This is a genomic window from Streptomyces sp. NPDC001902, assembly GCF_042891295.1.
In the GTDB taxonomy this organism is placed as follows: domain Bacteria; phylum Actinomycetota; class Actinomycetes; order Streptomycetales; family Streptomycetaceae; genus Actinacidiphila.
Window position 1 is genome coordinate 42750 of the sequence record NZ_JBIATA010000012.1, and the last position, 25732, is coordinate 68481.

The 25732-nt window shown below is 73.7% G+C and carries 24 protein-coding genes; 10 read left to right on the forward strand and 14 right to left on the reverse strand.

What is annotated here, in order from left to right; translation table 11 throughout:
• The first annotated feature begins 76 nt into the window (after nt 1-76).
• Together ACFYYN_RS20525 and ACFYYN_RS20530 are read left to right on the forward strand one after the other, a co-directional pair.
• On the forward strand, nt 77-751 hold the full coding sequence (locus tag ACFYYN_RS20525) for a response regulator transcription factor (RefSeq protein WP_018559726.1): 675 nt from the start codon (nt 77-79) through the stop codon (nt 749-751).
• 37 nt (nt 752-788) lie between these two features.
• Complete coding sequence (locus ACFYYN_RS20530) at nt 789-2057, forward strand: sensor histidine kinase (RefSeq protein WP_500328634.1); 1269 nt, start codon at nt 789-791, stop codon at nt 2055-2057.
• 7 nt (nt 2058-2064) lie between these two features.
• Here ACFYYN_RS20530 and ACFYYN_RS20535 read toward each other — a convergent pair whose 3' ends face one another.
• Nucleotides 2065-2619, reverse strand: coding sequence for a GtrA family protein (locus ACFYYN_RS20535; RefSeq protein WP_500546977.1), 555 nt, complete (start codon nt 2617-2619; stop codon nt 2065-2067).
• Nucleotides 2620-2725: 106 nt separating this feature from the next.
• Here ACFYYN_RS20535 and ACFYYN_RS20540 point away from each other — a divergent pair, with 106 nt between their 5' ends.
• From ACFYYN_RS20540 to ACFYYN_RS20550, 3 genes are read left to right on the forward strand one after another with little or no spacing between them, the layout of a single operon-like run.
• Nucleotides 2726-3865 carry a 5-(carboxyamino)imidazole ribonucleotide synthase gene (locus tag ACFYYN_RS20540; protein ID WP_500328635.1) on the forward strand — a complete coding sequence of 380 codons (1140 nt, stop codon included), beginning with the start codon at nt 2726-2728 and terminating at the stop codon, nt 3863-3865.
• A 32-nt stretch (nt 3866-3897) separates the two neighbouring features.
• On the forward strand, nt 3898-4401 hold the full coding sequence (gene purE / locus ACFYYN_RS20545; protein ID WP_361797940.1) for a 5-(carboxyamino)imidazole ribonucleotide mutase: 504 nt from the start codon (nt 3898-3900) through the stop codon (nt 4399-4401).
• Nucleotides 4402-4404: 3 nt separating this feature from the next.
• On the forward strand, nt 4405-5601 hold the full coding sequence (locus ACFYYN_RS20550; protein ID WP_500546978.1) for a dipeptidase: 1197 nt from the start codon (nt 4405-4407) through the stop codon (nt 5599-5601).
• A gap of 19 nt (nt 5602-5620) precedes the next feature.
• Here the strand turns inward: ACFYYN_RS20550 and ACFYYN_RS20555 are convergent, their stop codons facing one another.
• From ACFYYN_RS20555 to ACFYYN_RS20585, 7 genes are all read right to left on the reverse strand, one after another.
• Nucleotides 5621-6859 carry a hypothetical protein gene (locus ACFYYN_RS20555; protein ID WP_500547099.1) on the reverse strand — a complete coding sequence of 413 codons (1239 nt, stop codon included), beginning with the start codon at nt 6857-6859 and terminating at the stop codon, nt 5621-5623.
• A 44-nt stretch (nt 6860-6903) separates the two neighbouring features.
• Nucleotides 6904-7911, reverse strand: a complete 1008-nt coding sequence (locus ACFYYN_RS20560; protein WP_500546979.1) for a hypothetical protein — start codon at nt 7909-7911, stop codon at nt 6904-6906.
• A 5-nt stretch (nt 7912-7916) separates the two neighbouring features.
• Nucleotides 7917-9059: a DUF916 domain-containing protein gene (locus ACFYYN_RS20565; RefSeq protein WP_500546980.1), complete on the reverse strand. Its 1143-nt coding sequence runs from the start codon at nt 9057-9059 to the stop codon at nt 7917-7919.
• 72 nt (nt 9060-9131) lie between these two features.
• The gene (locus tag ACFYYN_RS20570) at nt 9132-10457 is read right to left on the reverse strand and encodes a beta-xylosidase (protein WP_500546981.1); all 1326 of its coding nucleotides are present in this window, start codon (nt 10455-10457) and stop codon (nt 9132-9134) included.
• A gap of 116 nt (nt 10458-10573) precedes the next feature.
• Entirely contained in the window at nt 10574-11215 is a 642-nt protein-coding gene (locus tag ACFYYN_RS20575) for an LPXTG cell wall anchor domain-containing protein (RefSeq protein ID WP_500547100.1), read from the reverse strand.
• 142 nt (nt 11216-11357) lie between these two features.
• Nucleotides 11358-11858 (reverse strand): ATP-binding protein, encoded by a 501-nt coding sequence (locus ACFYYN_RS20580; RefSeq protein ID WP_500546982.1) that lies wholly within the window; start codon nt 11856-11858, stop codon nt 11358-11360.
• A 141-nt stretch (nt 11859-11999) separates the two neighbouring features.
• Complete coding sequence (locus tag ACFYYN_RS20585; RefSeq protein ID WP_500546983.1) at nt 12000-12368, reverse strand: STAS domain-containing protein; 369 nt, start codon at nt 12366-12368, stop codon at nt 12000-12002.
• 196 nt (nt 12369-12564) lie between these two features.
• Here ACFYYN_RS20585 and ACFYYN_RS20590 point away from each other — a divergent pair, with 196 nt between their 5' ends.
• Nucleotides 12565-13449 (forward strand): RNA polymerase sigma factor SigF, encoded by an 885-nt coding sequence (locus tag ACFYYN_RS20590; protein WP_500328641.1) that lies wholly within the window; start codon nt 12565-12567, stop codon nt 13447-13449.
• 69 nt (nt 13450-13518) lie between these two features.
• Here the strand turns inward: ACFYYN_RS20590 and ACFYYN_RS20595 are convergent, their stop codons facing one another.
• Genes ACFYYN_RS20595 through hutU form a run of 5 tightly spaced genes read right to left on the reverse strand, consistent with a single transcriptional unit; the run spans nt 13519 to nt 20605 of the window.
• Nucleotides 13519-15132 (reverse strand): beta-N-acetylhexosaminidase, encoded by a 1614-nt coding sequence (locus ACFYYN_RS20595; RefSeq protein ID WP_500546984.1) that lies wholly within the window; start codon nt 15130-15132, stop codon nt 13519-13521.
• Between the two features lie 49 nt (nt 15133-15181).
• Nucleotides 15182-16354, reverse strand: a complete 1173-nt coding sequence (gene hutI, locus ACFYYN_RS20600) for an imidazolonepropionase (protein ID WP_500546985.1) — start codon at nt 16352-16354, stop codon at nt 15182-15184.
• Complete coding sequence (locus ACFYYN_RS20605; protein ID WP_500547101.1) at nt 16351-17709, reverse strand: formimidoylglutamate deiminase; 1359 nt, start codon at nt 17707-17709, stop codon at nt 16351-16353. Before ACFYYN_RS20605 ends, hutI begins: the two co-directional genes overlap by 4 nt.
• Nucleotides 17706-18914: an allantoate amidohydrolase gene (locus tag ACFYYN_RS20610; protein ID WP_500546986.1), complete on the reverse strand. Its 1209-nt coding sequence runs from the start codon at nt 18912-18914 to the stop codon at nt 17706-17708. Before ACFYYN_RS20610 ends, ACFYYN_RS20605 begins: the two co-directional genes overlap by 4 nt.
• Nucleotides 18911-20605, reverse strand: coding sequence for a urocanate hydratase (gene hutU / locus ACFYYN_RS20615; protein ID WP_500546987.1), 1695 nt, complete (start codon nt 20603-20605; stop codon nt 18911-18913). The genes ACFYYN_RS20610 and hutU overlap by 4 nt, the downstream gene beginning before the upstream one ends.
• Before the next feature lie 197 nt (nt 20606-20802).
• Here hutU and ACFYYN_RS20620 point away from each other — a divergent pair, with 197 nt between their 5' ends.
• Complete coding sequence (locus tag ACFYYN_RS20620) at nt 20803-22092, forward strand: type III PLP-dependent enzyme domain-containing protein (RefSeq protein WP_500546988.1); 1290 nt, start codon at nt 20803-20805, stop codon at nt 22090-22092.
• A 39-nt stretch (nt 22093-22131) separates the two neighbouring features.
• On the opposite strand, the gene ACFYYN_RS20625 is transcribed toward ACFYYN_RS20620, so the two are convergent.
• On the reverse strand, nt 22132-22710 hold the full coding sequence (locus ACFYYN_RS20625; protein ID WP_500546989.1) for a hypothetical protein: 579 nt from the start codon (nt 22708-22710) through the stop codon (nt 22132-22134).
• A gap of 154 nt (nt 22711-22864) precedes the next feature.
• On the opposite strand from ACFYYN_RS20625, the gene ACFYYN_RS20630 reads away from it, so the two are divergent.
• The 3 genes from ACFYYN_RS20630 (at nt 22865) to ACFYYN_RS20640 (ending at nt 25721) form a co-directional block, all read left to right on the forward strand.
• Nucleotides 22865-23074 carry a ferredoxin gene (locus ACFYYN_RS20630; RefSeq protein ID WP_089222253.1) on the forward strand — a complete coding sequence of 70 codons (210 nt, stop codon included), beginning with the start codon at nt 22865-22867 and terminating at the stop codon, nt 23072-23074.
• Nucleotides 23064-24428 carry an NAD(P)/FAD-dependent oxidoreductase gene (locus ACFYYN_RS20635; RefSeq protein ID WP_500546990.1) on the forward strand — a complete coding sequence of 455 codons (1365 nt, stop codon included), beginning with the start codon at nt 23064-23066 and terminating at the stop codon, nt 24426-24428. Before ACFYYN_RS20630 ends, ACFYYN_RS20635 begins: the two co-directional genes overlap by 11 nt.
• Nucleotides 24429-24500: 72 nt before the next feature.
• On the forward strand, nt 24501-25721 hold the full coding sequence (locus ACFYYN_RS20640) for a cytochrome P450 (protein ID WP_500546991.1): 1221 nt from the start codon (nt 24501-24503) through the stop codon (nt 25719-25721).
• Nucleotides 25722-25732: the final 11 nt, after the last annotated feature.

Below are 25732 nucleotides of genomic sequence, written 5' to 3' on the forward strand. Positions count from 1 at the left end.
GATGACTTGAGATGTACCTCACAACAGTGACGGCCCGCCCGGCGTGCGGTTTCTCCGGGCGGACTACCATCAGCCCATGACCCGCGTACTGCTCGCCGAGGACGACGCATCCATCTCGGAACCGCTCGCACGCGCGCTGCGCCGCGAAGGGTACGAGGTCGAGGTGCGCGAGGACGGACCCGCGGCGCTCGAAGCCGCCCTGCTCGGCTCCTTCGATCTTCTGGTGCTCGACCTGGGGCTGCCCGGAATGGACGGGCTGGAGGTGTGCAGGAGGCTGCGCACCGAAGGCCATGGCTTCCCGGTGCTGGTGCTCACCGCCCGCGCCGACGAAGTGGACACGGTAGTCGGCCTGGACGCCGGCGCCGACGACTACGTGACCAAGCCCTTCCGGCTGGCCGAGCTGCTGGCCCGGGTGCGGGCGCTGCTGCGGCGCGGCACCGCCGAGGCCCAGCATCCCTCCACCCAGGGCGTGCGGATCGACGTCGAGTCGCACCGCGCGTGGATGGGCGACGAGGAACTGCAGCTCACCGCGAAGGAGTTCGACCTCCTACGGGTGCTGGTGCGCGACGCCGGCCGGGTGGTCACCCGGGAGCAGCTGATGCGCGAGGTCTGGGACACCACGTGGTGGTCCTCCACCAAGACCCTGGACATGCACATCTCGTGGCTGCGCAAGAAGCTCGGCGACGACGCGGCGGCCCCCCGCTACATCTCCACGGTGCGCGGTGTCGGCTTCCGGTTCGAGAAGAACTAGCACGCCCGGGGCCCTCACGGTCTGAGACGCTTCACTCATGCGCCGCCGTCTCATCCAGTCCACGCTCGCCGTGGTGCTCGTCGTCATCGCCGTCTTCGGTGTCTCCCTCGTCCTGGTGGAGGCCCGGACGATCGAGAACAGCGCCAAGGAGAGCGTGGACTCGGAGGCGGTCCGGCTGGTCGGCATCGTCGAGAGCAGGATGATCGGCGAGGAGCGGATCAGCCGCGAGGTGCTGGCCCAGCAGATCGCCCCCGGGCGGTACGCGCTGGTGCAGATCCCCGGGGCGGACCCGATCACCATCGGCACCAGGCCCACGGGCCAGGTGATCTCCTCCCGGCAGACCGGCGAGCAGGGCGAGATCGTCACCGTCGAGGAGTCCCGCAGCAAGGTCAGCCAGGAGATCGGCCGCACCCTGCTGATCATCCTGGCGGTGGCGCTGCTGGCGGTGCTGGCCGCCGTCGTGCTCGCGGTGCGCCAGGCGCGCCGGCTCGGCAGCCCGCTGACCGACCTGGCGGAGACCGCGGAGCGCCTGGGCTCGGGCGACCCGAGACCGCGCCACCGGCGCTACGGGGTGCCGGAGCTGGACCGGGTCGCCGACGTGCTGGACCGCAGCGCCGAGCGGATCGCCCGGATGCTGACCGCCGAGCGGCGCCTGGCGGCCGACGCCTCCCACCAGCTGCGGACGCCGCTGACGGCGCTGTCGATGCGGCTGGAGGAGATCATCGCCACGGCCGAGGACGAGGACGCCGTCAAGGAGGAGGCGACGATCGCACTCGGTCAGGTGGAACGGCTCACGGACGTCGTGCAGCGGCTGCTCACCAACGCGCGGGACCCGCGGACCGGCTCGGCGGTCGTCTTCGACATCGACGACGTGATCAAGCAGCAGGTGGAGGAGTGGCGCCCGGCGTACCGCAGCGCGGGCCGGGCCATCACCTCCGCGGGCAAGAAGCGGCTGCGCGCGGTCGGCACCCCTGGGGCGGTGGCCCAGGTGCTGGCGACGCTGATCGAGAACGGGCTGATGCACGGCTCCGGCACGGTCGCGATCTCCACCCGGGTCACCGGGACGCAGGTCGTGGTCGAGGTCACGGACGAGGGGCAGGGCGTGCCGCCGGAGCTGGGGGCCCGGGTCTTCGAGCGCACGGTCAGCGGCCGCAACTCCACCGGCATCGGCCTCGCGGTCGCGCGCGACCTGGCCGAGGCCGACGGAGGCCGGCTGGAGCTGCTGCAGCAGCGTCCTCCGGTCTTCGCGCTCTTCCTGGCAGGGGAGGACCGGGCCACCCGCGGGAGGGGCACGGAGAAGCGCTAGCCGGCCTTCAGCGCGCGGAGGACCGGGCGCCGTGGGTTCCGGTCCTGGCGCCGGGGGTCTCGGTGCCCTTCGCGACCAGGAACGATTCTGCCTGCTGCACCGTCTCGCGGACGGGCAGTGCCTTGAACACCCAGGAGCGGTAGGACCAGAAGCGGAACAGGGTCGCCACGCCGATGCCGATGAACTTGAAGACGTTGCTCTGCAGCGGGCTGTCCCAGCCGAAGGCGTAGGTCGCCGTGTAGAGCACCCCGTTCTCGATCACCAGGCCCACCGCGCTGAACGCCAGGAAGAGGGTCAGCTCGCGGGTACGGCCCGACTTGTCGCGGTCACGGTAGGTGAAGTAGCGGAAGCCCACGTAGTTGAAGACGATCGCGACGACGGTCGCGATGATGCTGGCCCGTACGACCTGGAGGTCGGTGACGTGCCGGACGAAGTTGAAGACCCCGATGTTGACCAGGACCCCCGCCCCGCCGACCGCCCCGAACTTGGCGATCTCGCGGGTCATCGCGGTCAGCCGGTTCCGCAGTCCTGCGCGGGTGCTGGACCCGGTCGCACCGTCCATGTGATCGTTCGGCCCCGTCTGTGTCTGGTCAGTGACCTTCATGCTATCCGGGGCCCCCGCGGGACGGCGGTCGGTGCGACATTCGTGCCCCGATATCCTGGTGACTGTGACATTCCCGGTAGTCGGCATGATCGGCGGCGGCCAGCTCGCCCGTATGACCCACGAGGCGGGCATCCCCCTCGGCATCAGGTTCAAGCTCCTCAGCGACACGCCCGTGGACTCCGCGGCCCTGGTCGCCGGGGAAGTCGTGGTGGGCGACTACCGCGACCTCGACACGTTGCGCGCGTTCGCCGCCGGCTGCGACGTGATCACCTTCGACCACGAGCACGTCCCCACCGAGCACCTGCGGGCGCTGGAGGCCGACGGCATCGCCGTCCGCCCCGGGCCCGACGCGCTGGTGCACGCCCAGGACAAGGGCGTGATGCGCGCGAAGCTCGACTCGATCGGCGTGCCCTGCCCGCGGCACCGCATCGTCTCCGGCCCCGCGGACGTGACGCGCTTCGCCGAGGAGGGCGAGGGATACCCCGTCGTGCTCAAGACGGTGCGCGGCGGCTACGACGGCAAGGGCGTGTGGGTCGTCCGCGACGAGGCCGGTGCCGCCGAGCCGTTCCGGGCGGGCGTGCCGGTGCTGGCCGAGGAGAAGGTCGACTTCGTGCGGGAGCTGGCGGCCAACGTCGTGCGCTCCCCGCACGGGCAGGCGGTCGCCTACCCGGTGGTGGAGTCCATCCAGGTCGACGGCGTGTGCGACACGGTGATCGCGCCGGCGCCCGAGCTGCCGGAGGCGCGGTCGGTGGAGGCCCAGCGGCTCGCGCTGACCATCGCCAAGGAACTCGGTGTCGTCGGGCACCTGGCGGTCGAGCTCTTCGAGACCCGGGACGGCCGGATCCTCGTCAACGAGCTGGCCATGCGCCCGCACAACAGCGGCCACTGGACCCAGGACGGCGCCATAACCTCGCAGTTCGCCAACCACCTGCGCGCGGTGCTGGACCTGCCGCTGGGCGATCCGCGCCCGCGCCAGCCGTGGACGGTGATGGCCAACGTGCTCGGCGGCGACTACCCCGACATGTACGCGGCGTACCTGCACTGCATGGCCCGGGACCCGCAGTTGAAGATCCACATGTACGGCAAGGACGTGAAGCCCGGCCGCAAGGTGGGCCATGTCAACACCTACGGCGACGACCTGGCCGAGGTGCGCGAACGCGCCCGGCACGCCGCCGACTACCTGCGAGGGACGATCCAAGAGTGAGCAATCCCGCTGGGCCGCTGGTCGGCATCGTGATGGGTTCCGACTCCGACTGGCCGGTCATGGAGGCCGCCGCGCAGGCGCTGGACGAGTTCGAGGTGCCGTACGAGGTCGACGTCGTCTCCGCGCACCGCATGCCGCGCGAGATGGTCGCGTACGGCGAGCAGGCCGCCGAGCGCGGCCTCAAGGCGATCATCGCGGGCGCCGGCGGCGCGGCGCACCTGCCCGGGATGCTGGCGTCGGTGACGCCGCTGCCGGTGATCGGCGTGCCCGTACCGCTGAAGTACCTGGACGGCATGGACTCGCTGCTGTCCATCGTGCAGATGCCCGCCGGTGTCCCGGTCGCCACGGTCTCGGTGGCCGGCGCGCGCAACGCCGGCCTGCTGGCGGTGCGCATGCTCGCCGCGCACGACGCCGAACTGCTGGAGCGCATGCGGCACTTCCAGGACGAGCTGAACCAGCAGGCCACCGAGAAGGGCAAGCGCCTGCGTGCCAAGGTGGAGGGGTCGGCCGGCTTCGGTTTCGGAGGGAAGAAGTAGTCCATGGACCTGCTCGCACACGCACAGGAGCTGCTCACCGCCCACCCCGTGGTGGACGGCCACAACGACCTCCCGTGGCGGTTGCGCGAGCAGGTCCGCTACGACCTCGACCGGCGGGACATCGCCGGTGACCAGTCCGCCCACCTGCACACCGACATCCCCCGGCTGCGGGCGGGCGGCGTCGGGGCGCAGTTCTGGTCGGTGTACGTCCGCAGCGACCTCACCGGGGGCGACGCGGTCGTCGCCGTGCTGGAGCAGATCGACTGCGTGCTGCGCCTGGTCGGCCGTCACCCGGACGCCCTGCGCCTCGCGGTGACCGCGGACGAGATGGAGGCCGCCCGCACCGAGGGCCGCATCGCCTCCCTGATGGGCGCCGAGGGCGGGCACAGCATCGCCAACTCCCTGGGTGTGCTGCGGATGCTGTACACGCTGGGCGTGCGCTACATGACGCTCACCCACAACGACACCATCGACTGGGCCGACTCTGCCACGGACGAGGCGCGGCACGGCGGCCTGACCGCCTTCGGCGAGGAGGTCGTCCGCGAGATGAACCGCCTCGGCATGCTCGTCGACCTCTCCCACGTCTCCCCCGGCACCATGCGGGCGGCGCTGCGGGTCAGCCAGGCCCCGGTGCTCTTCTCGCACTCCTCCTCGCGCGCCGTCTGCGACCACGTCCGCAACGTCCCGGACGACGTCCTGGAGCAGCTGCCCCGCAACGGCGGCGTCGCGATGGCCACCTTCGTGCCGCAGTTCATCCTGCCGGCGGCCGCCGAGTGGATCGTCGGCGCGAACGAGAACATGAAGGCCCACGGCCTGCACCCGCTCGACCAGTCCGCCGAGGCCCAGGCCGTCCAGGAGGCCTACGCGGCCGACCACCCCCGGCCGGTCGCGGACATCGGCACCGTCGCCGACCACCTCGACCACATGCGCGAGGTCGCCGGCGTCGACCACCTCGGCCTCGGCGGCGACTACGACGGCGTCGCCCACCTCCCCGAGGGCCTCGGCGACGTCTCGGGGTACCCGCGGCTGTTCGCCGAACTCCTGCGCCGCGGCTGGTCCGAGGACGACCTCGCGAAGCTGGCGTGGCGCAACGCGGTCCGCGTGCTGCGCGACGCCGGGTCGGTGGCGGAGGGTCTGCGGGGCGAGCGCGGGCCGTCCAACGCCTCGATCGAGGAGCTGGACGGCCCCACCGCGCGGTAGCCGGTGCGCGCCCCGGGAGTCAGCGCCGCAGGCGGCTCCACGGGGTGAAGGTGAAGACCGCGCCGCCGAGGAGGAGGACGGTCCCCGCGACGAGGGCGAGGGCGTGCAGGGCGGCCCGGTCGGAGGAACCGGTGTCGGCGAGGCCGCCGGAGGTGCCGGTCGTGCCGCCCGACGTGCCGGACGACCCGCCGGAACCGCCGGTGATGCCGCCCTCCTGGCCGGTGACGTCCAGGGTCAGGGAGACTCCGGGGTCCTTGATGGGGGTGCAGGTCGTGGTGGTGCCGAGGGCCTCGACGGTCAGCACGCCCGGGGTGAGGGTGGCCTGCCCGTCGTGGGCGGGTGTGTACCTGCCGGTGAGGTCGGGGATCTCGATGGGGTCGCCCGCCTTGATGGGGTCCTTGTTGGTGGGGCCCTCGACGGCGACCTCGCCCTGGTCCACCCCGCCGACCTCGACCTTCATGGAGGGTTTGACGGAGTCGGCGGGTATGTCGGCGGGGCTGTCCATCACGGACTCGCCGAAGCGGACGGTGAGGTCGTAGGCGCCGCCCTTCTCCTCGGCGTCGATCCGCACGGGCGAGACCGCGCTCTTGTCGCCGATCGGGGTCTTGCAGGCGTAGGAGACGTCGACCTCCTTGCCGGTGTGGGAGGTTCCGCCGGTGGCGGTGCCGCTGGGCGTGGTGCTCGGCGTCGTCGTGGGGGTGGTGCTCGGCGTGGTGGTGGGGGTCGTGGTCGGGGTGGTCGTCGGCGTGCCGGTGCCGCCGCCGTCCGCCGTCACCTTGATCGTCGCGGCGACCGGGACGGTGCCGGTGGGCACGCACCTGGTGTCCGTGGAGAAGGCGTTGATGGCGTAGCCGCCGGGGGTGAGCGTCACGTCGCCGGGTGCGGTGAGCTTCAGCGTGCCCTTCATGTCGGAGAGCTTCATCTCGCTGTTCTTGGGGATCGCCGGGTTCTCGCGCGGTCCCTCGACGGCCAGGCCGCCGCTCTGGGCGCCGGCGACGGTGATCTCACCGGACGGCTTGACGCTGTTCGCGGGGAGGTCGATGAGGTCCGGGTTCTTGGAGGCGGCCTGGGTGAACTTCCAGACCACCTCGATCTCGTCGCCCACCGCGGCCGTGGCGGGCGCGCTGATGTCGGCCTTGGTGGTCCCGTTGACCTTGGGCAGGCCGGACGCCGAGGGCGGGGTGCACTCGGTGGCGTACGCCACTTCGGCGGCAGCGGCCGGGAGGGCCGCGGCGAGGACGCCCGCACCGCTGAGCATCAGGGCGAGGCCGACGGCGGTGGCGGCCCGGGATCGTCGGTGGGTCACGTGTGGTTCCTTTCGTGGCGGTGGGCGGTGCCGTCCGTCCATGAGGTGGCCTCAGCGGTGCGGTGCTGCGGCTGGTGGTCGTGGCTGAACCACGGCAGCGCGGGCGCCGGGCCGGCCGGCGGGCCGGGGGGCGGGCCCGCAGGTCCCGGGGCACCCGGGCGGACCCGGTTGACGACGGCCATGCAGAGCCGGAAGAGCGCGGCGGGCACGACGACGCAGAGCAGGAGCCAGAAGAGGGTCACGCCCCAGGGGCGCGGGACGTCCCAGGGCTCGGTGACCAGCACCTTGCCCCCGTGCTCCAGGGTCACGGTGTAGTCGCCGTGGGCGCCGGCCGCCAGCTCGACGGGCAGCTCGACCCGGGCCTTCCTGCCCGGCTGGACGGTGCCGCGCCAGGTGCGCTCCTCCCACTGGGGCCCGAAGAGCCCGTGGGAGGTACCGACCCGGAAGACGGGGTCCTTGGCCGGGCCCGTGCCGAGGTTGCCGACGGTGAGCACCAGGCGCCGGCCGGGCGGGGCGCCGAACCAGGTGAGCAGGCCGTTCGAGCCGTCGAGCCGGGCGCTGAGCACGGCGAGCCGGCCGTCGCCGGTGCGCTCGGGCAGCGGGGCGGTCGGGTGGCCGGCGACGACGAAGGGCGCGTCCACCAGCGTGTGCTCGCCGGTGACGGTGGCGACGTGGACGACGCACGGGCAGGGCTCGGGCGGCTCCGCGACCGGCATCGCGCGGCGGAAGGCGCCGTGGGCGTCGGTGGTGACGGCCCGGCCGTACGCGTTGGCACAGGAGTTGGTGCCGCCGATCGCGTTCTGGCCGCAGATCAGCAGCGTGAGCAGGGTGTCCGGCCGCCAGCCGGTGCCCCGTACGGTGATGTCGCCGCCGGCGCCGGCCTGCTCGGGGCTGACGGTCACGGCCGGGCCGGGAGCCGCCGCGGCGGGGGCGGGGGCGCTCAGGAGGAGCAGCGCGAGGAGGCAGAGGGCTGCCGCGGGGATCCGGTGGGTGCGCCGTCGCATGGGCCTCACGCCGTCCTGCCGCCGACGGTCGCGCCGGTGGCGCCGGGGTCGTCGGGTCCGCCGCCCGCGCGGGCCGCGAGGTCGGTGCCGCCGGCCTCGTACGGCTCCTCCCCCACCGCCGGGTCCGCCGGCGCCGCCCGGCGCCGCGCGCGGACCCGCACCAGCAGGATGACCAGGCCCCCGAGGAGGGCCAGGGCGAGGCCCACGGCCGCCCAGGGCACCGCGAGGAACGAGGCGCCGGCGGTCTCGTCGACGTCGGCGCGTACCGCGGTGACGCGCAGCCGCACGCCGACCCGGTCGAACTGCGGGGCGCCCGCCCAGGGCTCGGTGAGCTCGACGCGCTGGCCGGGCAGCAGTTCCAGGGGCAGGGTGCGTGCCGGGCGGTCCAGCAGCGTGCGGCCGAACAGGCCCCGCGCGGTGACGGCGAGCCGCGGGGTGAGCGAGACGTTGCCCCGGTTGACGAGGGTGTAGCGGATGGTGGCGTGGCTGTCGCCGGCGCCGGGGAACAGCGGTCCGCCGTGGCCGACGGTGACGTGCTCCACGGACAGGGCGGCGAGGCCTGGTCCTGCGACGCGCAGGTAGACGCGGGCCCCGACGGCCCTGCGCACGCCCACCCGTACGTCGCCCGGGGCGGCGCCGACGCGGGTGTCGAGGGCGACGATCGCACCGGGGTGGTCGCCGGGCGAGGCGTCGGCGGGGACGGTGACGGTGAAGGGGATGTCGGCGCGGGTGCGGGCGGGGATGGTGATGCTGCTCCGGGCCAGCCGTACCCAGGAGCCGAGGTCGGTGTTCTCCTCGTCGGCACCGCGCACGGCGAAGCCGCCGTCGCGCGGGGTGTTGTAGGCGTCCGCGCCGTAGAGCCGGAAGGTCATCGGCCCGCCCGAGAGGTTGGAGACGGAGACCTTGTCCGCGATCGTGGTTCCGGGGTCGGCCTCCAGGCTGAAGAAGGGCCGTTCCTGGGCGGTGGGGCTGCGGTCCTTCGCCCCGGCGGCCGGGGCCGGGAAGACCGACCAGCGGCCGTTGTCCGCGGCGAGGGCGGCGGGAGCGGATGCCGTGCCGAGGCCGAGGAGACCGAGCAGGACGAGGAGGACGAGGAGGACGGTCGGGAGCGCGCCGGACGCCCTGGCTCCGGCACTGGCTCTGGTCATGGCGGCGCTCCCTCGCGGTCCGGTGGTGGGCCGGTCGCGGCGGCCGGCCCACCCGAGCTATCTGACTGTGCGTCAGGTAAGCGTGAGGGTCAAGACTCCGGAGTAGCTTCCCGTGGCGGAGAACGCGGGCACGTCCAGCGACAGTCCCGCGTCCACGGTGAACTCGCCACCGGTCAGGGTCCCGTCAGACGCCTGGGCCAGCGTCGCGCCCGCGCTGCCCACGGTGCCGGCGGAGCCCGCGGCGCAGGTGCTGGGACTGCCGGACGCCGCGACGCACGCGGGCTGCCAGCTGAGCCGGTCGGCGCCGATGAGCGCGCCGCCGGGCCCCTTGAAGTCGGTGACCTTGCCGGTGAGCGACCAGCCCGTGCTCCCGCCGCGGAAGTCCTTGACGGTCACGGTCTGCAGTGCGCCCGTGGAGGGGCCGCCCTCGCCGAAGTCGACGGGGGCCATCTCGACGGTGTCCCCGGCCTGGGCCATCGACAGGGTGCCCGCCTTCACCGAGGTGGTGAGCTTCTGACTGCCCGGCGGCGGCGGGGTGGTGTCGATGACGGTGTAGGCCACCGGCCCGGCGGCGGTCGCCGGGTCGTACCCGCCGCCCTCGAACGCGACGATGCCGGTGGTGTCGAGGTCGCCGACGGCCAGCGTCGCGCTGAAGGCACCGGAGCCGTCGGCCGTGGCGGAGGTGAACTCACCGGTGGCGGTGGCGCCCTGGACGCCCGCGACGGTCACGGCGGCGCCCGCGGTGAAGCCGGTGCCCGTGACCGTGACCTGCGCCCCGATCGGGCCGGAGGAGGAACCGAGCGCGATGTGCCGGCCGTTGGGCGCGGCCACGGTGATGGTCTCGGCGACGGGGGCGGGCGGGTTGAGCACGGTGCAGGGGGTGTCGGCCGAGATGCCGTAGTCGGAGTGGACGTTGTAGTCGCCCGGGGTGAGGGTGATCTGACCGGGCGCGGTGACCGTGAAGGTGCCGGTGATGGTGAAGTTCGGGAAGTCGGCACCGGCCGGGATGACCGGGTTCTCCTTGGGGCCGACGAGAGTGAGCTCCTGCGTCTGCGCGCCGCCGAGCCGCACCTTGACGGTCGGGGTGATCTGGTCCTCGGGGATGGGGAGGTTGAAGCTACTGGTGTTGGCCATGGGGCCGTCCAGCACGTAGGTGACGGTGACCGTGTCGCCGACCTGCGGGGTCGCGTCGCTCACCGAGATGCCGGCGACGGTCGGCCCGTCGAACGGCGGGATGCCGGAGATGCCCGGCGGAATGCAGTGCACCTGGAAGGTGGAGGCCGCCGCGGCGACGGGCCCGGCAAGGAGGGTCCCGCCGCCCAGTGCGAGGGCGAACGCCCCGAGCACGGCGGCGGACCTCCGTCTCCATAAGGCGCCATTGCGAGGAAACGCGATCATTTTGCACCTCTTGATCACTTTTCTGGTACAGAGTCCCTTTCTGTACCGCCGACGGTCATTGACGTCCGGCGATCAAGAGAAGTCAATGCGAAAGCCTGACCGAATTTGACGGATCGTCAGATCCGGTGTCCTGGACGGCGGGTCAGCCAGAGCACGCCGGCGGCGCCCAGGAGCAGGACGGTGCCACCGAGGGTGCCCAGGGCGACGGCGCCGTCCTCGGGCCCGGTCCGCGGCAGGGACTCGCCGCCGGACCCGCCCGAACCGCCGGAGGCGGAGCCGCCCTTGGACCCGGCCGCCGCGGTGACGTCGAGGGTCAGCGAGGGCCCCGGGCCGTTCCCCGGGGTGCAGGTCGTCGTCGTACCGAGGGCCTTGATGGTGAGCACCCCCGCGGTGAAGGTGACCTTGCCGCTCCTGCGCGGGACGTAGGTGCCCGACAAGTCGTTGATCTTGATCGGGGTGTTGGCGGGCACGGTCGCGGCGTTCGCGGGACCCGACACCTTGAGCGACCCGCTGTCGGCCCCGCCGAGGGTGATGAGGGCACTCGGATTCATGGCGCCCTTCCCCAGGTCGACGGGACTGGAGGAGACGCCCTTGCGGAACGACATCACGATCCTGTAGCCCGACCCCGATGTGGTGGCGGTGATGTCGATGGGCGAGACGGCGCTCTTGTCGCCGATCGGGGTCTTGCAGTCGTATGTGACGTCCACGACCTTCGCGTACGCGGCCGGGGCGCTGCCGAGGACGGCCGCCGCCGCCATGACGGCGCCGGCGGTCGACACCGCGGCCACCTTGCGCTTGGGGAGCGACACCGGATGTCTCCCTTCCCCCAGAAGTTACTGACGGTCCATCAGATGTGGCGCGACAGTACGCCCGTGAGGGAAAGAGGGGAAGAGATCCGGCTCAGGCCGGGGCGGCGACCTCGGCCCAGACCGTCTTGCCCGGCCGGCCGTCGGCGTGGCGTACGACCCCCCAGTCCAGGCAGAGCCGCTGCACTATGAACATCCCGTGCCCGCCAGGCCGTCCGGCCCGGTGCGGGGTCCGCGGGGCGGGACTGCCGGAGCCGCCGTCGGCGACCTCCAGGCGCAGCGCCTTGGAGTGCCGGAACAGCCGCAGCTCCTCGGGACCGCCCGCGTGCAGGCAGGCGTTGGTGACCAGCTCGGACACCACCAGCAGGACGTCCTCGGCCGCCGCGCGGCGGTCCGCGGTCTCGGCCGGCAGCCAGCCCCAGTCGTAGAGGGCCTGGCGGGTGAAGTCACGGGCGCTGGGCACCACGCCGGCCACGTCGGCAAGGGAAAGCCGCCGTGCCTCAGCGTCCTGGGCGCCCTGGGCGCGCGGCGGCAGTGCCGCATCGCCCGGATCCGGGTCGCGGTCGTCGGCCGTAGGGGGCCGGGTGGTGCTCATCAGCGCCTCCACTCACCGATGTCCGCCAGTGTCCGAAGTGATCCCGAGGTCTCTCCTGCCCGGGCCGCTCCGGTGAACACCTCCGGATGCGGACGAAACAGGGCGTGCCACAACGCCCCCGTGGGGAGCTGCTGCGGAGGGTCACTCCTTGAGGGCGTCGTCCAGGGTGTCGTGGACGGTGAACACGGCCTCGGCCCCGGTGATCGCGAAGACCTTGGCCACGGCCGGCTTCATCCCGGCCAGATGGACCGCCCCGCCCGCGGCCTCGGCCTTCAGCCGGGTGCCGAGCAGGACGTTGAGTCCGGTGGAGTCGCAGAACTCCAGATGCGTGCAGTCCACCACGAGGGTGCCGAAGCCGTCCTCGATCAGTGCGTCGAGCGGCTCGCGCAGCAGGTCGGCGGTGTGGTGGTCGAGCTCACCGGCAGGTGCCACGACCGCCTTCGTGCCGTACCGCTGCACGGAAACGTGCAGCCGGTCCCGCCCGGCCGTGTCGACCATCTCGCGGTCCATGCACACTCCTCCCGGACGACTCGGCGATCCGCATCTCGCACCCTACGCGTTTCCTGATCAGGGCGGTAGTCGCTCCGGCGGCGGCCCGCAGATCGATGACCGCCGGGTTGCAATATCCGCGCCGAACGGGGTAGGCGTTGAGTGTGGGCTGAATTTCACGCTCCGCTTGCCCTGCCGCCGCACCGAGGAGGAGAGCATGGCATCCCGGCTCGACGCGCGCGACGCGTCGGCGACCACCGAGGCCAGCGTCCACGAGGAACACGGAACACCGGAGGGCCTGGAGGACCTCCCGGAGATCCCGCCCTTCGACGAGGTGGGTCCGGTCGACGCTCGGGCCCTGTCCAAGACGCTCTTCCAGCGGCTCGAGACGCTGGAGGAGGGCACGCCCGAGTACAGCTACGTACGCAACACGCTGGTCGAGCTCAACCTCGCCCTGGTGAAGTTCGCCGCCTCCCGGTTCCGCTCCCGCAGCGAACCCGTCGAGGACATCGTCCAGGTGGGCACGATCGGGCTGATCAAGGCCATCGACCGCTTCGAGCTGAGCCGCGGGGTCGAGTTCCCCACGTTCGCGATGCCGACGATCATCGGCGAGATCAAGCGCTTCTTCCGCGACACCTCCTGGTCCGTGCGGGTCCCGCGCCGGCTCCAGGAGCTGCGGCTGGACCTGGCCAAGGCCGGTGACGAGCTCGCACAGCAGCTGGACCGCGCGCCGACCGTCGCCGAGCTGGCCGACAGGCTGCAGATCACCGAGTCCGAGGTCGTCGAGGGCATGAGCGCCAGCAACGCGTACACCGCGAGCTCGCTGGACGCCCAGCCCGAGGAGGACGACTCCGAGGGGGCCCTCGCCGACCGCATCGGCTACGAGGACCACGGTCTGGAGGGGATCGAGTACGTGGAGTCCCTCAAGCCGCTGATCGCCGAGCTCCCGGCGCGCGACCGGCAGATCCTCTCGTTGCGCTTCGTGGGCAACATGACACAGTCCGAGATCGGCGAGGAGCTCGGCATCTCCCAGATGCACGTCTCGCGGCTGCTCAGCCGCACCCTCGGGCGGCTGCGTCGGGGGCTGCTCGTGGAGGAGTGACCGTTCCCCTTCCCCGGCACGGCGCGGTGGGCCCGGTGAGAGTTCCCTCTCACCGGGCCCGGCCTTTCGTCAGGACAGTCCGGCGACGTCGCCGGGGCCGGTGGCGGCGGCCGGCCAGTCGATGCCGGGAGCCCGGTGGTGGTTCATCCCCATCGCCGTCCACCGCGGGCCCTGGGCCGCCAGGCGCTCCCGGAAGGACGCCCAGCCGGTGCGCGCCGCGGGGGTCCAGCCGCGTTCTGCGACGGCGGGCAGGCGGGGGAAGGCCATGTACTCGATGTCGGCGCTGCTGGTGACCGTCTCGGACCACAGCGGGGCCTCGACACCGAGGACGGCGTCGGCCGGGGCGCCCGCGACGAGGTCCGCGGGGTCCCAGTCGTAGGCGCGCCGGACGTCGATCCGGCCCGCCCAGGAGGTACCGAGCGGGGTGTCCTCGTCGTACTTCATGTCGAGGTAGGCGCGGTCGGCCGGCGACAGGATCAGCCGGGTGCCCGCGCGGGCGGCGGCCGCGACGTCGGCCTGGTCCTTGGCGCCGGTCCCCCAGTACTGGGCGACGGCGCCCGGGACGGGGTGGGCGCCGGTCAGCTGGTGCCAGCCGACGGGCGTCTTGCCGAGCCCGCGGACCACCGCCTGCGCACGGTCCATGAGGGCGACGTAGTCGGCGTGGGGCGTGGCCCGCGCCTCGTCGCCGCCGACGTGCAGGTACGGGCCGGGGGTGAGGGCGGCCACCTCGCGCAGGACGGTCTCCACGAAGGCGGTGGTGGCGGGCCTGGACACGCAGAGCGAGCTGAAGCCGACCTTGGTGCCCGTGTAGAGCTCGCGGGCGACGCCGTCGCAGTTGAGCCCGGCGTAGGAGGCGAGGGCGGCGTTGGTGTGGCCCGGCATGTCGATCTCGGGCACGACGGTCATGTAGCGGCTCGCCGCGTACGCCACGATCTCGCGGTAGTCGGCCTTGCTGTAGAACCCGCCCGGACCGCCGCCGACCTCGGTGCTGCCCCCGTGGGCGGTCAGCCGGGGCAGGCCGTCGACGGCGATGCGCCAGCCCTGGTCGTCGGTCAGGTGCAGGTGCAGTCGGTTGATCTTGTAGAGGGCGAGCTGGTCGACGTAGCGCTCGACCTCGTCCACGGTGAAGAAGTGGCGCGCCACGTCCAGCATCGCGCCGCGGTAGCCGTAGCGCGGGGCGTCGGAGATCGTGCCGCCCGGGACGGTCCACGGCCGCCGGACGACGTACCGGCGCTCGACGTCGGCGGGCAGCAACTGCCGCAGCGTCTGCACCCCGTGGAAGAGCCCGGTGGGCGTGGCCGCGCGGATGACGACGGTACGGGCGGTGGACCGCAGGGTGTAGCCCTCCGCCCCGGTGCGGGCGGCGGTGTCGAGCGCGAGCACGATGCCTTCGCCGGCCCGGTCCGTCGTCACGGGCAGGGCGTACCCGGTCGACGGCCGCAGCAGCTCGGCCAGTTGGCCGGCGATCGCCCCGGCCTGTGCGGAGCCGCCGGGGACGTGGATCCCGGCGGCGTCCCCGAGGGTGAACGCCGTCCCGTCCGGCTCGACCGAGGACGGCGCGGGCACGACCTGCCCGAGCGGCCGGACCTCGTCGGCGTCCGGGCGGGACGGTACCGCCGTGGCGAACGGGGCCGCGGCCACCAGGGACAGCAGGGCCACGGTCAGCACACGTCGAGGTCTCATTCCCGAACGTCTACCACCGGAGCGGCCGCGTCGCCCGCACCGGGGCGGATCAGATCGATGCGCGCACCCCGCGCCGCCACACGGCGGACACCAGCGGTACCCCCGGCCGGTAGGCGAGGTGGACGTGCGAGGGGGCGTCCAGCAGCACCGCGTCGGCCCGCGCGCCGGGCGCGAGCCGCCCGACGTCGTCCCGGCGCAGCGCCAGCGCCCCGCCCAGGGTCGCGGCCCGCACCGCCTCGTCGGGGGTCATCCGCATGTCCCGTACGGCGACGGCCACGCAGAAGGGCATGGAACTGGTGAAGGAGGAGCCGGGGTTGCAGTCCGTGGACAGCGCGACGGTGGCGCCCGCGTCGATCAGCCGCCGCGCGTCGGGGTAGACGGCGCGGGTGGAGAACTCGGCGCCGGGCAGCAGCGTCGCGACCGTGCGGCTGTCGGCGAGCGCGTCGATGTCGGCGTCGGTGAGGTGGGTGCAGTGGTCGGCGGAGGCCGCGTCCAGCTCCACGGCGAGCTGCACGCCCGGGCCGTGGCCGAGCTGGTTGGCGTGCACCCGCGGGACCAGACCGCGGGCGGCACCGGCGGTGAGGACGGCGCGGGCCTGGTCGCCGTCGAAGGCGCCGCGCTCGCAGAAGACGTCGACCCAACGGGCGTACGGGGCGCAGGCGTCGAGCATGGGGCCGGTGACCAGGTCGACGTAGCCGGCCGGGTCGTCGGCGTACTCGGGGGCGACGATGTGCGCGCCGAGGAAGGTGACCTCGTCGGCGTGGTCGCCGGCGATGCGCAGGGCGCGGGCCTCGTCGTGCGGGGTGAGGCCGTAGCCGGACTTGGTCTCGATGGTCGTGGTGCCCTGGCGCAGCGCCTCGGCGACGTAGCGGGCGACGTTGGCGTGCAGCTCCTCGTCGCTCGCGGCCCGGGTGGCGGCGACGGTGGTGCGGATGCCGCCCGCGGTGTACGCCTGGCCCGACATGCGGGCGTTGAACTCGCGGGTGCGGTCGCCGGCGAAGACCAGGTGCGAGTGGGAGTCGACGAAGCCGGGGATGACGGCCCGGCCGGCCGCGTCGTACGACTCGTCCGCTGCAGGCGCCGCGGCGGAGGGGCCGACCCAGGCCACGTGCTCGCCGTCGATGACGAGCGCCGCGTCCTCCAGCAGCCCCAGCGGGCCCTCGCCGAGCGCCGGGTCGTTGGTGACCAGGCTGCCGATGTTGGTGATGACGCTGCTGCTCATGACGGGCTTCCTTCGGCGGCGGATACGGCGGAGATCGCGGCGGTCAGGGCCGCGCCCACGTCGTGGACGAGCTGGTGCGCGCCGTCGCGGACGACGTGGCGGCCGCCGACCACCGTGTGGCGGACGTCGGCGCCGGTGGCCGCGAAGACGGCGGTCTCGGCGCCGAGCCGGGCCGGGGGGCCCGCGGTGCGCGCGCTGTCCAGCGCGATCGTGGTGAAGTCGGCGAGCGCCCCCGCCTCCAGTCGCCCGGCGTCGGCCCAGCCCAGGCCGGCGTGACCGTCCGTGGTGGCGGCGCGCAGCAGCTCGGCGGCGGTCCAGTGGCCGCGGGTGCGGGTGCGCAGCCGCTCGTCCAGCTCCATGGCCCGCGCCTCCTCGAACAGGTCGATCACCGCGTGGCTGTCGCTGCCGAGGCTGAGCGGGCTGCCCGCCTCCTGCAGCCGCCTGGCCGGGCCGATCCCGTCGGCGAGGTCCCGTTCGGTGGTGGGGCACATGCAGATCGTGGTGCCGGAGCCGCCGAGCAGCGCGATGTCCTCGTCGGTGAGGTGGGTGGCGTGCACCGCCGAGGTGCGCGGGCCGAGCACACCGTGGTCGGCGAGGAGCCGGGTGGGGGTGACGCCGTGGGCGGCGAGGCAGGCCTCGTTCTCGGCGGGCTGTTCGGACAGGTGGACGTGGAGCGGCGCCTGGCGGTCCTCGGCCCATCGGACGACGGTGACCAGTTGGTCGGCCGGGACCGCGCGCACCGAGTGCACGGCCGCGCCGATCCGCGCGTGGGGCCGGTCGGCGAGGGCGGACGCGCGCTCGGCCCAGCCCTCGGCGTCGCCGTCGCCGAAACGCAGCTGGTGCGGTTCGGGGGCGGCGCCGAAGCCGGAGGAGAGGTAGACGGTGTCGAGGAGGGTGATGCGGATGCCCGCCTCGTCCGCGGCGGCGATCAGCGCCTCGCCCATGGCGTTGGGCTGGTCGTAGGGGGCGCCGCCGGGCCGGTGGTGCACGTAGTGGAACTCGCCGACGCAGGTGATGCCCGCCAGGGCCATCTCCGCGTACGCGGCGCGGGCGAGGTCGAAGTAGGTGTCGGGGGTCAGCGCGGCCGCGACCCGGTACATGACCTCGCGCCAGGTCCAGAAGGTGCCGCTGCCCTGCTGCACCGTGCCGCGCAGGGCCCGGTGGAAGGCATGGCTGTGGGCGTTGGCCAGCCCCGGCAGGGTGAGCCCGCGCAGCGTCACGGCGCCGACGGGCGGCGCGGCGGCCCCGGTGCGCAGGGCGGCGATCCGGCCGTCGGCGGTGGTGTCGACGACCACGCCCCGTTCGACGCGGCCGCCGGTCCACGCGTACTCGGCCCAGTAGCTCTGCGGCGTCAGCGACACGCCAGGCCCTCCAGTACGTCGGCGAGTGCGGTCACCCCGGCCAGGCAGTCGTCCTCGGTGGCCGTCTCGGCCGGGGAGTGCGAGACCCCGGTGGGGTTCCGTACGAACAGCATGGCGGTCGGGACGGCCTCGGAGAGGATGCCGGCGTCGTGTCCCGCCCCGGTCGGCAGCACGGGGGCGTTCCCCAGCAGCTTGGCGAGTTCGTCGCGCAGGCCGTGCGCGAACTCCACGACCGGGGTGAAGGACTCCCGGGTGACCTCCACCCGGACCCCGTCGCGCTCGCCCCGCTCGACCGCGGCGCGCTCGATCCCGCCGACGACCTCGGCGAGGGTGGCCTCGTCGGCGGCGCGCGAGTCCAGCCAGCCGCGTACGAGGGAGGCGATGGCGTTGACGCCGTTGGGCTCGACGCCGACCTTGCCGAAGGTGGCCAGCGCGCCGGCGAGCCGGGCCTTCTTGCGGGCGGCGAGCACCGTGTTGGCGTACGTCAGCATCGGGTCGCGGCGGTCCTCCAGGCGGGTGGTGCCCGCGTGGTTGGCCTCGCCGTGGAAGTCGAACCGCCAGCGGCCGTGCGGCCAGATGGCGGAGGCGACGCCCACCGCGTGCGGGGTGTCGGCCAGGAAGCGGCCCTGCTCGACGTGGAGCTCGACGAACGCGCCGATGCGGGCGAGGCGTGCGGGGTCCGGGCCGATCGCCTCGGGGTCGTGCCCGGCCCGCTCCATGGCGTGCGCCAGGGTGACTCCGTCGCCGTCGCGCAGCGCGTGGGCCTTCTCGGCGGTGAGCTGTCCCGCGGTCAGCCGGGAGCCCACGCAGGCCAGCCCGAAGCGGGCGCCCTCCTCGTCGCCGAAGTTGACGATCGCCAGCGGCTTGGCGGGCGCGGCGCCGCGGGCCCGCAGCTCGTCCAGCGCCGCGAAGGAGGACACGACGCCCAGCGGCCCGTCGAAGGCGCCGCCGTCCGGCACCGAGTCCAGGTGCGAACCGGTCACGACGGCGTCGCCGGCGGTGGGATCACCCAGCCAGGCCCACTGGTTGCCGTTGCGGTCGAGCTCGTACGCCAGGCCCCGGTCCTCGGCCTGCGCCTTGAACCAGGCGCGGCAGTCGGCGTCCGCGCCGGTCCAGGCGTAGCGGCGGTAGCCGCCGGAGCCGGAGTCGCGGCCGATGGGCCGCAACTCCGTCCACATCTCGTGGAACGAGGAGGTCACGCCTCCCCGCCTTCGACGCCCTCGCCGCCCTCGCGCATGGGCACGCGCACACCGCGCTCGGCGGCGACCTCGTCGGCGCGGTCGTACCCGGCGTCGACGTGCCGGATGACGCCCATGCCCGGGTCGTTGGTGAGCACGCGGCGGATCTTCTCGCCCGCCAGCTTGGTGCCGTCGGCGACGGTGACCTGGCCGGCGTGGATGGAGCGGCCGATGCCGACGCCGCCGCCGTGGTGGATGGAGACCCAGGAGGCGCCGGAGGCGACGTTGACCATGGCGTTGAGCAGCGGCCAGTCGGCGATCGCGTCGGAGCCGTCGAGCATGGCCTCGGTCTCGCGGTACGGGGAGGCGACGGAACCCGCGTCGAGGTGGTCGCGGCCGATGACCACCGGGGCGGCCAGCGTGCCGTCGGCGACCATCTCGTTGAAGCGCTCGCCGGCCTTGTCGCGCTCGCCGTAGCCGAGCCAGCAGATGCGCGCGGGCAGGCCCTGGAAGTGGACCCGCTCACCGGCCATCTTGATCCAGCGGGCCAGCGACTCGTTCTCCGGGAAGAGCTCCAGGATCGCCTTGTCGGTCTTGGCGATGTCGGCCGGGTCGCCGGACAGCGCCGCCCACCGGAAGGGGCCCTTGCCCTCGCAGAACAGCGGGCGGATGTAGGCCGGGACGAAGCCGGGGAAGGCGAACGCCCGGTCGTAGCCCGCGAGCTGGGCCTCGCCGCGGATGGAGTTGCCGTAGTCGAAGACCTCGGCGCCCGCGTCCATGAAGCCGACCATGGCCTCGACGTGCTTGGCCATCGCCTCGCGGGCGCGCTGGGTGAACTCGGCGGGCTTCTCGGCCGCGTACGAGGTCATGTCCTCGAAGTCGACGCCGATCGGCAGGTACGCCAGCGGGTCGTGGGCGGAGGTCTGGTCGGTGACGACGTCGATGGGCGCGTCCATGGCGAGCAGCTGCGGCACCAGCTCGGCCGCGTTGCCCAGGACGCCGATGCTCAGCGGCTTGCGCTGGTCGCGGGCCTCGGTGGCGAGGGCGAGCGCGTGCTCCAGGGAGTCGGCGCGCACGTCCAGGTAACGGTGCTCGATGCGGCGCTCGATGGCGCGCGGGTCGCAGTCGATGCAGATGGCGACGCCGCCGTTCATGGTGACGGCGAGCGGCTGGGCGCCGCCCATGCCGCCGAGACCGGCGGTGAGGGTGATGGTGCCGGCCAGGCTGCCGCCGAACTTCTTCTCCGCGACGGCGGCGAAGGTCTCGTACGTGCCCTGCAGGATGCCCTGGGTGCCGATGTAGATCCACGAACCGGCCGTCATCTGGCCGTACATGGTCAGGCCCAGCACCTCCAGGCGGCGGAACTCCTCCCAGGTGGCCCAGTCGCCGACGAGGTTGGAGTTGGCGATGAGCACCCGCGGCGCCCACTCGTGGGTCTGCATCACGCCGACCGGGCGGCCGGACTGCACGAGCATCGTCTCGTCCTGCTTCAGCCCCTGCAGGGTGCGGACCATGGCGTCGAAGGAGCGCCAGTCGCGGGCGGCCTTGCCGGTGCCGCCGTACACGACCAGCTTCTCGGGGTGCTCGGCGACCTCCGGGTCGAGGTTGTTCTGCAGCATGCGCAGCGCGGCTTCCTGCTGCCAGCCCTGTGCGGTGAGCGCGCTTCCGCGCGGTGCGCGTACGGTCCTCGGTCCGGCGCCGGTTCCGGTCATGCCCCTGCCTCCTCGCGACTGGATTGAGTCATTCACATCCTCGCCTTCTGAATAGCACTAGTCAACCGGGGCGACGTGCCTCCGGCGCGTCCCGCGGGGCCGTGTCGGGGTCACGTCCCCCACGGGCAGGTCGTACCCGCCGGGGGCCCGTCCGTCACGGTCCCGCCCCGACGGCCTCGGCCTGACACGATGGCGGTATGACGGAGGAACCCGCGGTACGACGGGAACGGGCACTTCGCGCGGCGGTCGGGCAGGGACTGATCGGCACCGACAGGCCGGTGGTGGGCCTGCTGGACCTGGACGGCGTCCGGGCGGCCGCCGCCGATCTGCGGGCGGCCTTCGCCACGCCCGGGGTGGAGGTCACGCACACCTTCGCGGTCAAGGCCGCGTCCCTGGTGCCGGTGCTGCGGCTGCTCTCCGAGGAGGGCATCGGCGCGGAGGTCGCCAGCCCCGGCGAGCTCGCCCTGGCCAGGGCCGCGGGCGTACCCGCCGGAAGGATCGTGCTGGACTCCCCCGCCAAGACCCCGGACGAACTGCGGGAGGCGCTCGCCCTCGGCATCGCCCTCAACGCCGACAACCCGCAGGAGCTGGCGCGCCTGGACCGGCTCGTGCCGCCCGGCACCACCGCCGCCCCGCTGGGCCTGCGGGTCAATCCCCAGGTCGGCGCGGGCAGCATCGGTGCGATGAGCACGGCCACCGCCACGTCGAAGTTCGGCGTCGCCCTGCGCGACGAGGGCGCGGCGCAGTGGGTGGTCCGCGCCTACCTCGACCGTCCCTGGCTCACCCGGCTGCACACCCACACCGGTTCGCAGGGCGTACCCCTGGAACTGATGGCGGCCGGCGTCCGCGCGGCGTACGAGCTCGCCGAGCAGATCAACACGGCGGCCGGGCGCCGGCAGGTCACCACGCTGGACATCGGCGGCGGCCTGCCGGTCAACTTCGCCTCCGACGAGGTCCGGCCGGGCTTCCGCGCCTACGCCGACGCGCTCCGCGCGGCCGTGCCCGGACTCTTCGACGGGCGGTACGCGCTGGTCACCGAGTTCGGGCGGTCACTGGTGGCCAAGCAGGGCACGATCCTGGCGCGCGTGGAGTACGCCAAGACGGCCGGGGGCCGCGCGATCGCCGTGACGCACGCCGGCGCCCAGGTCGCCACGCGCACCGTCTTCGCGCCCGGCGCCTGGCCGCTGCGGGTCCTGGCGCTCGACCCGGAGGGACGCCCCAAGGACGGCGCCCCGGTCGTCCAGGACATCGCCGGGCCGTGCTGCTTCGCGGGCGACCTCGTCGCCACGGCGCGCGAGCTGCCGCTGCTCGCGGAGGGCGACCTCGTGGCGCTGCCCGACACGGGGGCGTACTACTTCTCGACGCACTTCGCGTACAACTCGCTGCCCCGCCCCGCCGTCCACGGCTACTGCGGGCCCGGCCCGGACTTCCGCACCCTGCGCCGCGCCCAGACGATCGAGGACCTCGTACGGGAGAGCGGCGGCTGAGCCACGGCCGCGCGGCCGTGGCTCGTTCACCCGGACGGGTCAGCGGGCCGCCGCGGCGCGACGGCGGGACGAGCCGCCGGGGCCCGCGTCGCCGGCCACGGGTCCGGTGGCCTCGTAGCCGGGGACGGACGCCGCGGCGGGGCCGCGTCCCACGTACTCGGGCCTGACCCACAGCAGCGTCTCGTGCGCCCGCTCCCAGCGCCCCAGGCGCACCGCCTTGGCCCACAGCCCCGCTCCGGCGCCCGCGAGCAGCATCCCCGCCGCGGCGGGCGCGGCCGCGCCGGACGCGAGGGCCACCACGAACGCCGCGAGCAGCCACCACCGCCGGGCCCGGGTCCAGGCGCGCGCCGTGACCCGGCGGTCCTGCAGGAAGACGCCCCGGGGCGCGCGCTCGGCCGCCTCCGCGAGGGCCGTGTACCGCCGCCGGCGCACCAGGAAGGCCACCACCGCGGCGACCACGAAGAGTGCGGCGCCACCCAGCACCCCGATGCGGCGTCCGGTCAGTCCGGGCACGAAGACCCCGACCACCGCCGCCACGACCCCCAGCCACCACAGCCACCGCGCCGGCACCCGTACCAGGACCGCCACCCGCGCCAGCGCATACGCTCCGCGCACCACCGCTGTCTCCCTTCCTCCACGGCTCGTTCCGTCAGTGCTGGGGAGGGAGGTTACTCACGGAACATCAAAATTCCGTGAGAACGGCACCGCATGCGGGGCCGCGGAGGCAGTGCTACCACTGAGAGCGGGGGCCTTCGGGGCTGGAGTGGTGCGTATGAACATCGTGGTCGACCTCAATCGCTGCCAGGCCTACGCGCAGTGCGCGTTCCTCGCTCCCGAAGTCTTCGAACTGCACGGCGAGGAGGCCCTGCTGTACGTCCCCGCCGTCCCGGAGGACCAGCAGGAGCGCGTCCACCGGGCCGCGGTGGCGTGCCCGGTGCAGGCCATCCTCGTGGGCGGGGCGGCGGGTGCCGATGTCCGGTGAACTGCGCGACGGGCGCATCGTCATCGTCGGCGCGTCCCTGGCCGGCCTGCGGGCCGCCGAGAAGCTGCGCGACGAGGGTTTCGCGGGGTCGCTGACGCTGGTGGGCGACGAGCCGCACCCGCCGTACGACCGGCCGCCGCTGTCCAAGCAGGTGCTGCTCGGGCGCGTGCCCGCGACGGCGACCGGGCTGCCGGCCCGCCGGGAGGTGGACGCGCAGTGGAAGCTGGGCGTCGCCGCCACGGGGGTCGACGGGATCGGCCGGCGCGTCTTCCTCGCGAACGGCGAGGAACTGCCCTTCGACCGATTGCTGATCGCCACCGGCACCCGCGCGCGGCCCTGGCCGAACCCTGCCGAGGCCGCCCTGGACGGTGTGTTCGCGCTGCGGACCAGCGACGACGCGGCCGGGCTCGCCGAACGGCTGGACGCCGGGCCCCGGCGGGTGCTGGTGATCGGCGCCGGTTTCACGGGCTCGGAGATCGCGTCCGCCTGCCGGGAGCGGGACATCCCCGTGACCGTGGTGGAGCGCGGCCCCGCGCCCCTGGTGGGCGCGCTCGGCGGGACGCTCGCCGCGGTCGCCGCCGAGATGCACCGCAGGCACGGGGTGGACCTCCGCTGCGGGGTGCAGGTCACCTCCCTGGAGGGGGACGGCCGGCTGACCGGCGCCCGGCTCTCCGACGGGAGCACCGTCGAGGCGGACGTGGCGGTGGTCGCCCTCGGCGCGGTCCGCAACACCGAGTGGCTGGCCGAGTCCGGCCTGGCCGCCGGCCCGCGCGGTGTGACCTGCGACGCCGGCTGCCGTGCCTTCAACATGTACGGCATCGTCACCGACGACGTGTTCGTCGCCGGCGACGTGGCCCGCTTCCCGCACCCCCTGTTCGGCTACCAGCTGCTCGCCCTGGAGCACTGGGGCAACGCGGTCGCGCAGGCCGAGGTGGCGGCGCACAACATGGTCAGCGCGGGCCCGTTCCGGCGGCCGCACCTGGCCGTGCCGGCCTTCTGGTCCAGCCAGTTCGGCCACAACATCAAGTCGGTGGGCGTGCCGACCTACTCCGACCAGGTCGTCGTCGCCCAGGGTTCGCTGCGCGAGGCCCGGCTGGTCGTCGTCTACGGCTACAAGGGCCGCATCACGGCGGCGGTGTCGGTGAACCGGGCCAAGTGGCTGGACTACTACCAGAACCTGATCGAGACGGCCGCGCCGTTCCCGCCCGAGCCCGGGGCCGCCGACCGGACCGTCCCGATGATCCCCCTGCCGTCCGACGTACCGGACCCCGCGGTGCTCTCGCACGGCCCGACGGTCGCCCTCACCGGTCATCTGCCGGACCGGCGCCTGACCCTGGTGCGGCACGGCGGCTGAGGCCGCCGCCGCCGGCGCCGCGGACGGGCCGTGGCAGGACGCCGCGGCCCACGACGACGAGGAGCCCCGCGCATGGCTGCGGACACGCTGTTCCGAAGGATCACCGACTACGCCAGCCGGCCCGATCCCTACCCGCTCTACGCCGAACTCCGCGAGAGCAAGGTGGCGCCGCAGGACGACGGCAGCTACCTCGTCGGCACCTACCACGAGATCACGGCCCTGCTCCACGACCCGCGCATCAGCTCCGACCGGCGCCACCGCAGCGACCCGCAGGAGGCCCGGCTGGCCGGGGAACTGGCGCCGTCCTTCATCGGCGTGGACGATCCCGAGCACGACCGGCTCCGCCGCACCGCCATGCGGCCCTTCGGCCCGCCGCACACCCCGGGCCGGGTCGACGCCATGCACGGTGAGATCGTCCGGATCGCCGACGGCCTCCTCGCCGGGCTCCGGGACAAGCAGCGCATCGACGTCGTCGACGACTTCGCCTACCCGCTCCCGGTCACCGTGATCTGCCGGCTGCTGGGCGTGCCCCAGGAGGACGAGCCGATGTTCCGCGGCTGGTCGGACCAGATCGTCGGCGGACTCGACCTCAACCCCGACGAGGACCCCACGCAGCGCACGCAGGCCGCCACCGAGGCCCGCAGGGCGATGGGGGTCTACCTGGGCGGGCTGGCCGAGCAGCGGCGCGGCAAGCCCTCCGACGACCTGCTGTCGGCGTTCGTCAACGACCAGGACCCGGTCGGCGGGCTGACCCAGATCGAGCTGATGGTGACCTCGGTGCTGCTGCTCGTCGCCGGGCACGAGACCACCGTCAACCTGATCACCAACGGCATGCTCACCCTGCTGCGCCGGCCCGACCAGCTGGACCTGCTGCGCCGCGAACCGGCCCTGATGCCGCAGGCGGTGGAGGAACTGCTGCGGTTCGAGCCGCCCGTGCAGATGCTGCCCCAGCGCACCCCGCTGGTGGACGTCGAGGTCGCGGGGGTCACCGTGCCCAAGGGGGCGCCCCTGGTCCTGGTGCTCGCCTCCGGCAGCCGTGATCCGCAGCGCTTCCGTGACCCCGACCGCTTCGACCCGCAGCGCACGGACAACCAGCACCTGGGCTTCGGCAGCGGTGTGCACAGCTGCTTCGGGGCGCCGCTCGCCCGGCTGGAGGCGCAGATCGCCCTCACCGCGCTGCTGCGCGACCTGGACGACCTCCGGCTGGCGGAGGACCCGCCGCCGTACCGGCGAAGCCCGGTGCTGCGCGGTCCCCGCCATCTGGTCGTGGAGCACGACGGGGTGGGCGCCTGACCCGGCGTCCG

Excerpts from the sequence above, each read along its gene's own strand:
- ACFYYN_RS20525 (WP_018559726.1), top strand. The coding sequence starts at position 77 with ATGACCCGCGTACTGCTCGCCGAGGACGACGCATCCATCTCGGAACCG.
- ACFYYN_RS20530 (WP_500328634.1), top strand. The coding sequence starts at position 789 with ATGCGCCGCCGTCTCATCCAGTCCACGCTCGCCGTGGTGCTCGTCGTC.
- ACFYYN_RS20535 (WP_500546977.1), bottom strand. The coding sequence starts at position 2,619 with ATGGACGGTGCGACCGGGTCCAGCACCCGCGCAGGACTGCGGAACCGG.
- purE (WP_361797940.1), top strand. The coding sequence starts at position 3,898 with ATGGGTTCCGACTCCGACTGGCCGGTCATGGAGGCCGCCGCGCAGGCG.
- ACFYYN_RS20550 (WP_500546978.1), top strand. The coding sequence starts at position 4,405 with ATGGACCTGCTCGCACACGCACAGGAGCTGCTCACCGCCCACCCCGTG.
- ACFYYN_RS20555 (WP_500547099.1), bottom strand. The coding sequence starts at position 6,859 with ATGCTCAGCGGTGCGGGCGTCCTCGCCGCGGCCCTCCCGGCCGCTGCC.
- ACFYYN_RS20560 (WP_500546979.1), bottom strand. The coding sequence starts at position 7,911 with ATGCGACGGCGCACCCACCGGATCCCCGCGGCAGCCCTCTGCCTCCTC.
- ACFYYN_RS20565 (WP_500546980.1), bottom strand. The coding sequence starts at position 9,059 with ATGACCAGAGCCAGTGCCGGAGCCAGGGCGTCCGGCGCGCTCCCGACC.
- ACFYYN_RS20570 (WP_500546981.1), bottom strand. The coding sequence starts at position 10,457 with ATGATCGCGTTTCCTCGCAATGGCGCCTTATGGAGACGGAGGTCCGCC.
- ACFYYN_RS20575 (WP_500547100.1), bottom strand. The coding sequence starts at position 11,215 with ATGGCGGCGGCGGCCGTCCTCGGCAGCGCCCCGGCCGCGTACGCGAAG.
- ACFYYN_RS20580 (WP_500546982.1), bottom strand. The coding sequence starts at position 11,858 with ATGAGCACCACCCGGCCCCCTACGGCCGACGACCGCGACCCGGATCCG.
- ACFYYN_RS20585 (WP_500546983.1), bottom strand. The coding sequence starts at position 12,368 with ATGGACCGCGAGATGGTCGACACGGCCGGGCGGGACCGGCTGCACGTT.
- ACFYYN_RS20590 (WP_500328641.1), top strand. The coding sequence starts at position 12,565 with ATGGCATCCCGGCTCGACGCGCGCGACGCGTCGGCGACCACCGAGGCC.
- ACFYYN_RS20595 (WP_500546984.1), bottom strand. The coding sequence starts at position 15,132 with ATGAGACCTCGACGTGTGCTGACCGTGGCCCTGCTGTCCCTGGTGGCC.
- hutI (WP_500546985.1), bottom strand. The coding sequence starts at position 16,354 with ATGAGCAGCAGCGTCATCACCAACATCGGCAGCCTGGTCACCAACGAC.
- hutU (WP_500546987.1), bottom strand. The coding sequence starts at position 20,605 with ATGACCGGAACCGGCGCCGGACCGAGGACCGTACGCGCACCGCGCGGA.
- ACFYYN_RS20620 (WP_500546988.1), top strand. The coding sequence starts at position 20,803 with ATGACGGAGGAACCCGCGGTACGACGGGAACGGGCACTTCGCGCGGCG.
- ACFYYN_RS20630 (WP_089222253.1), top strand. The coding sequence starts at position 22,865 with ATGAACATCGTGGTCGACCTCAATCGCTGCCAGGCCTACGCGCAGTGC.
- ACFYYN_RS20635 (WP_500546990.1), top strand. The coding sequence starts at position 23,064 with ATGTCCGGTGAACTGCGCGACGGGCGCATCGTCATCGTCGGCGCGTCC.
- ACFYYN_RS20640 (WP_500546991.1), top strand. The coding sequence starts at position 24,501 with ATGGCTGCGGACACGCTGTTCCGAAGGATCACCGACTACGCCAGCCGG.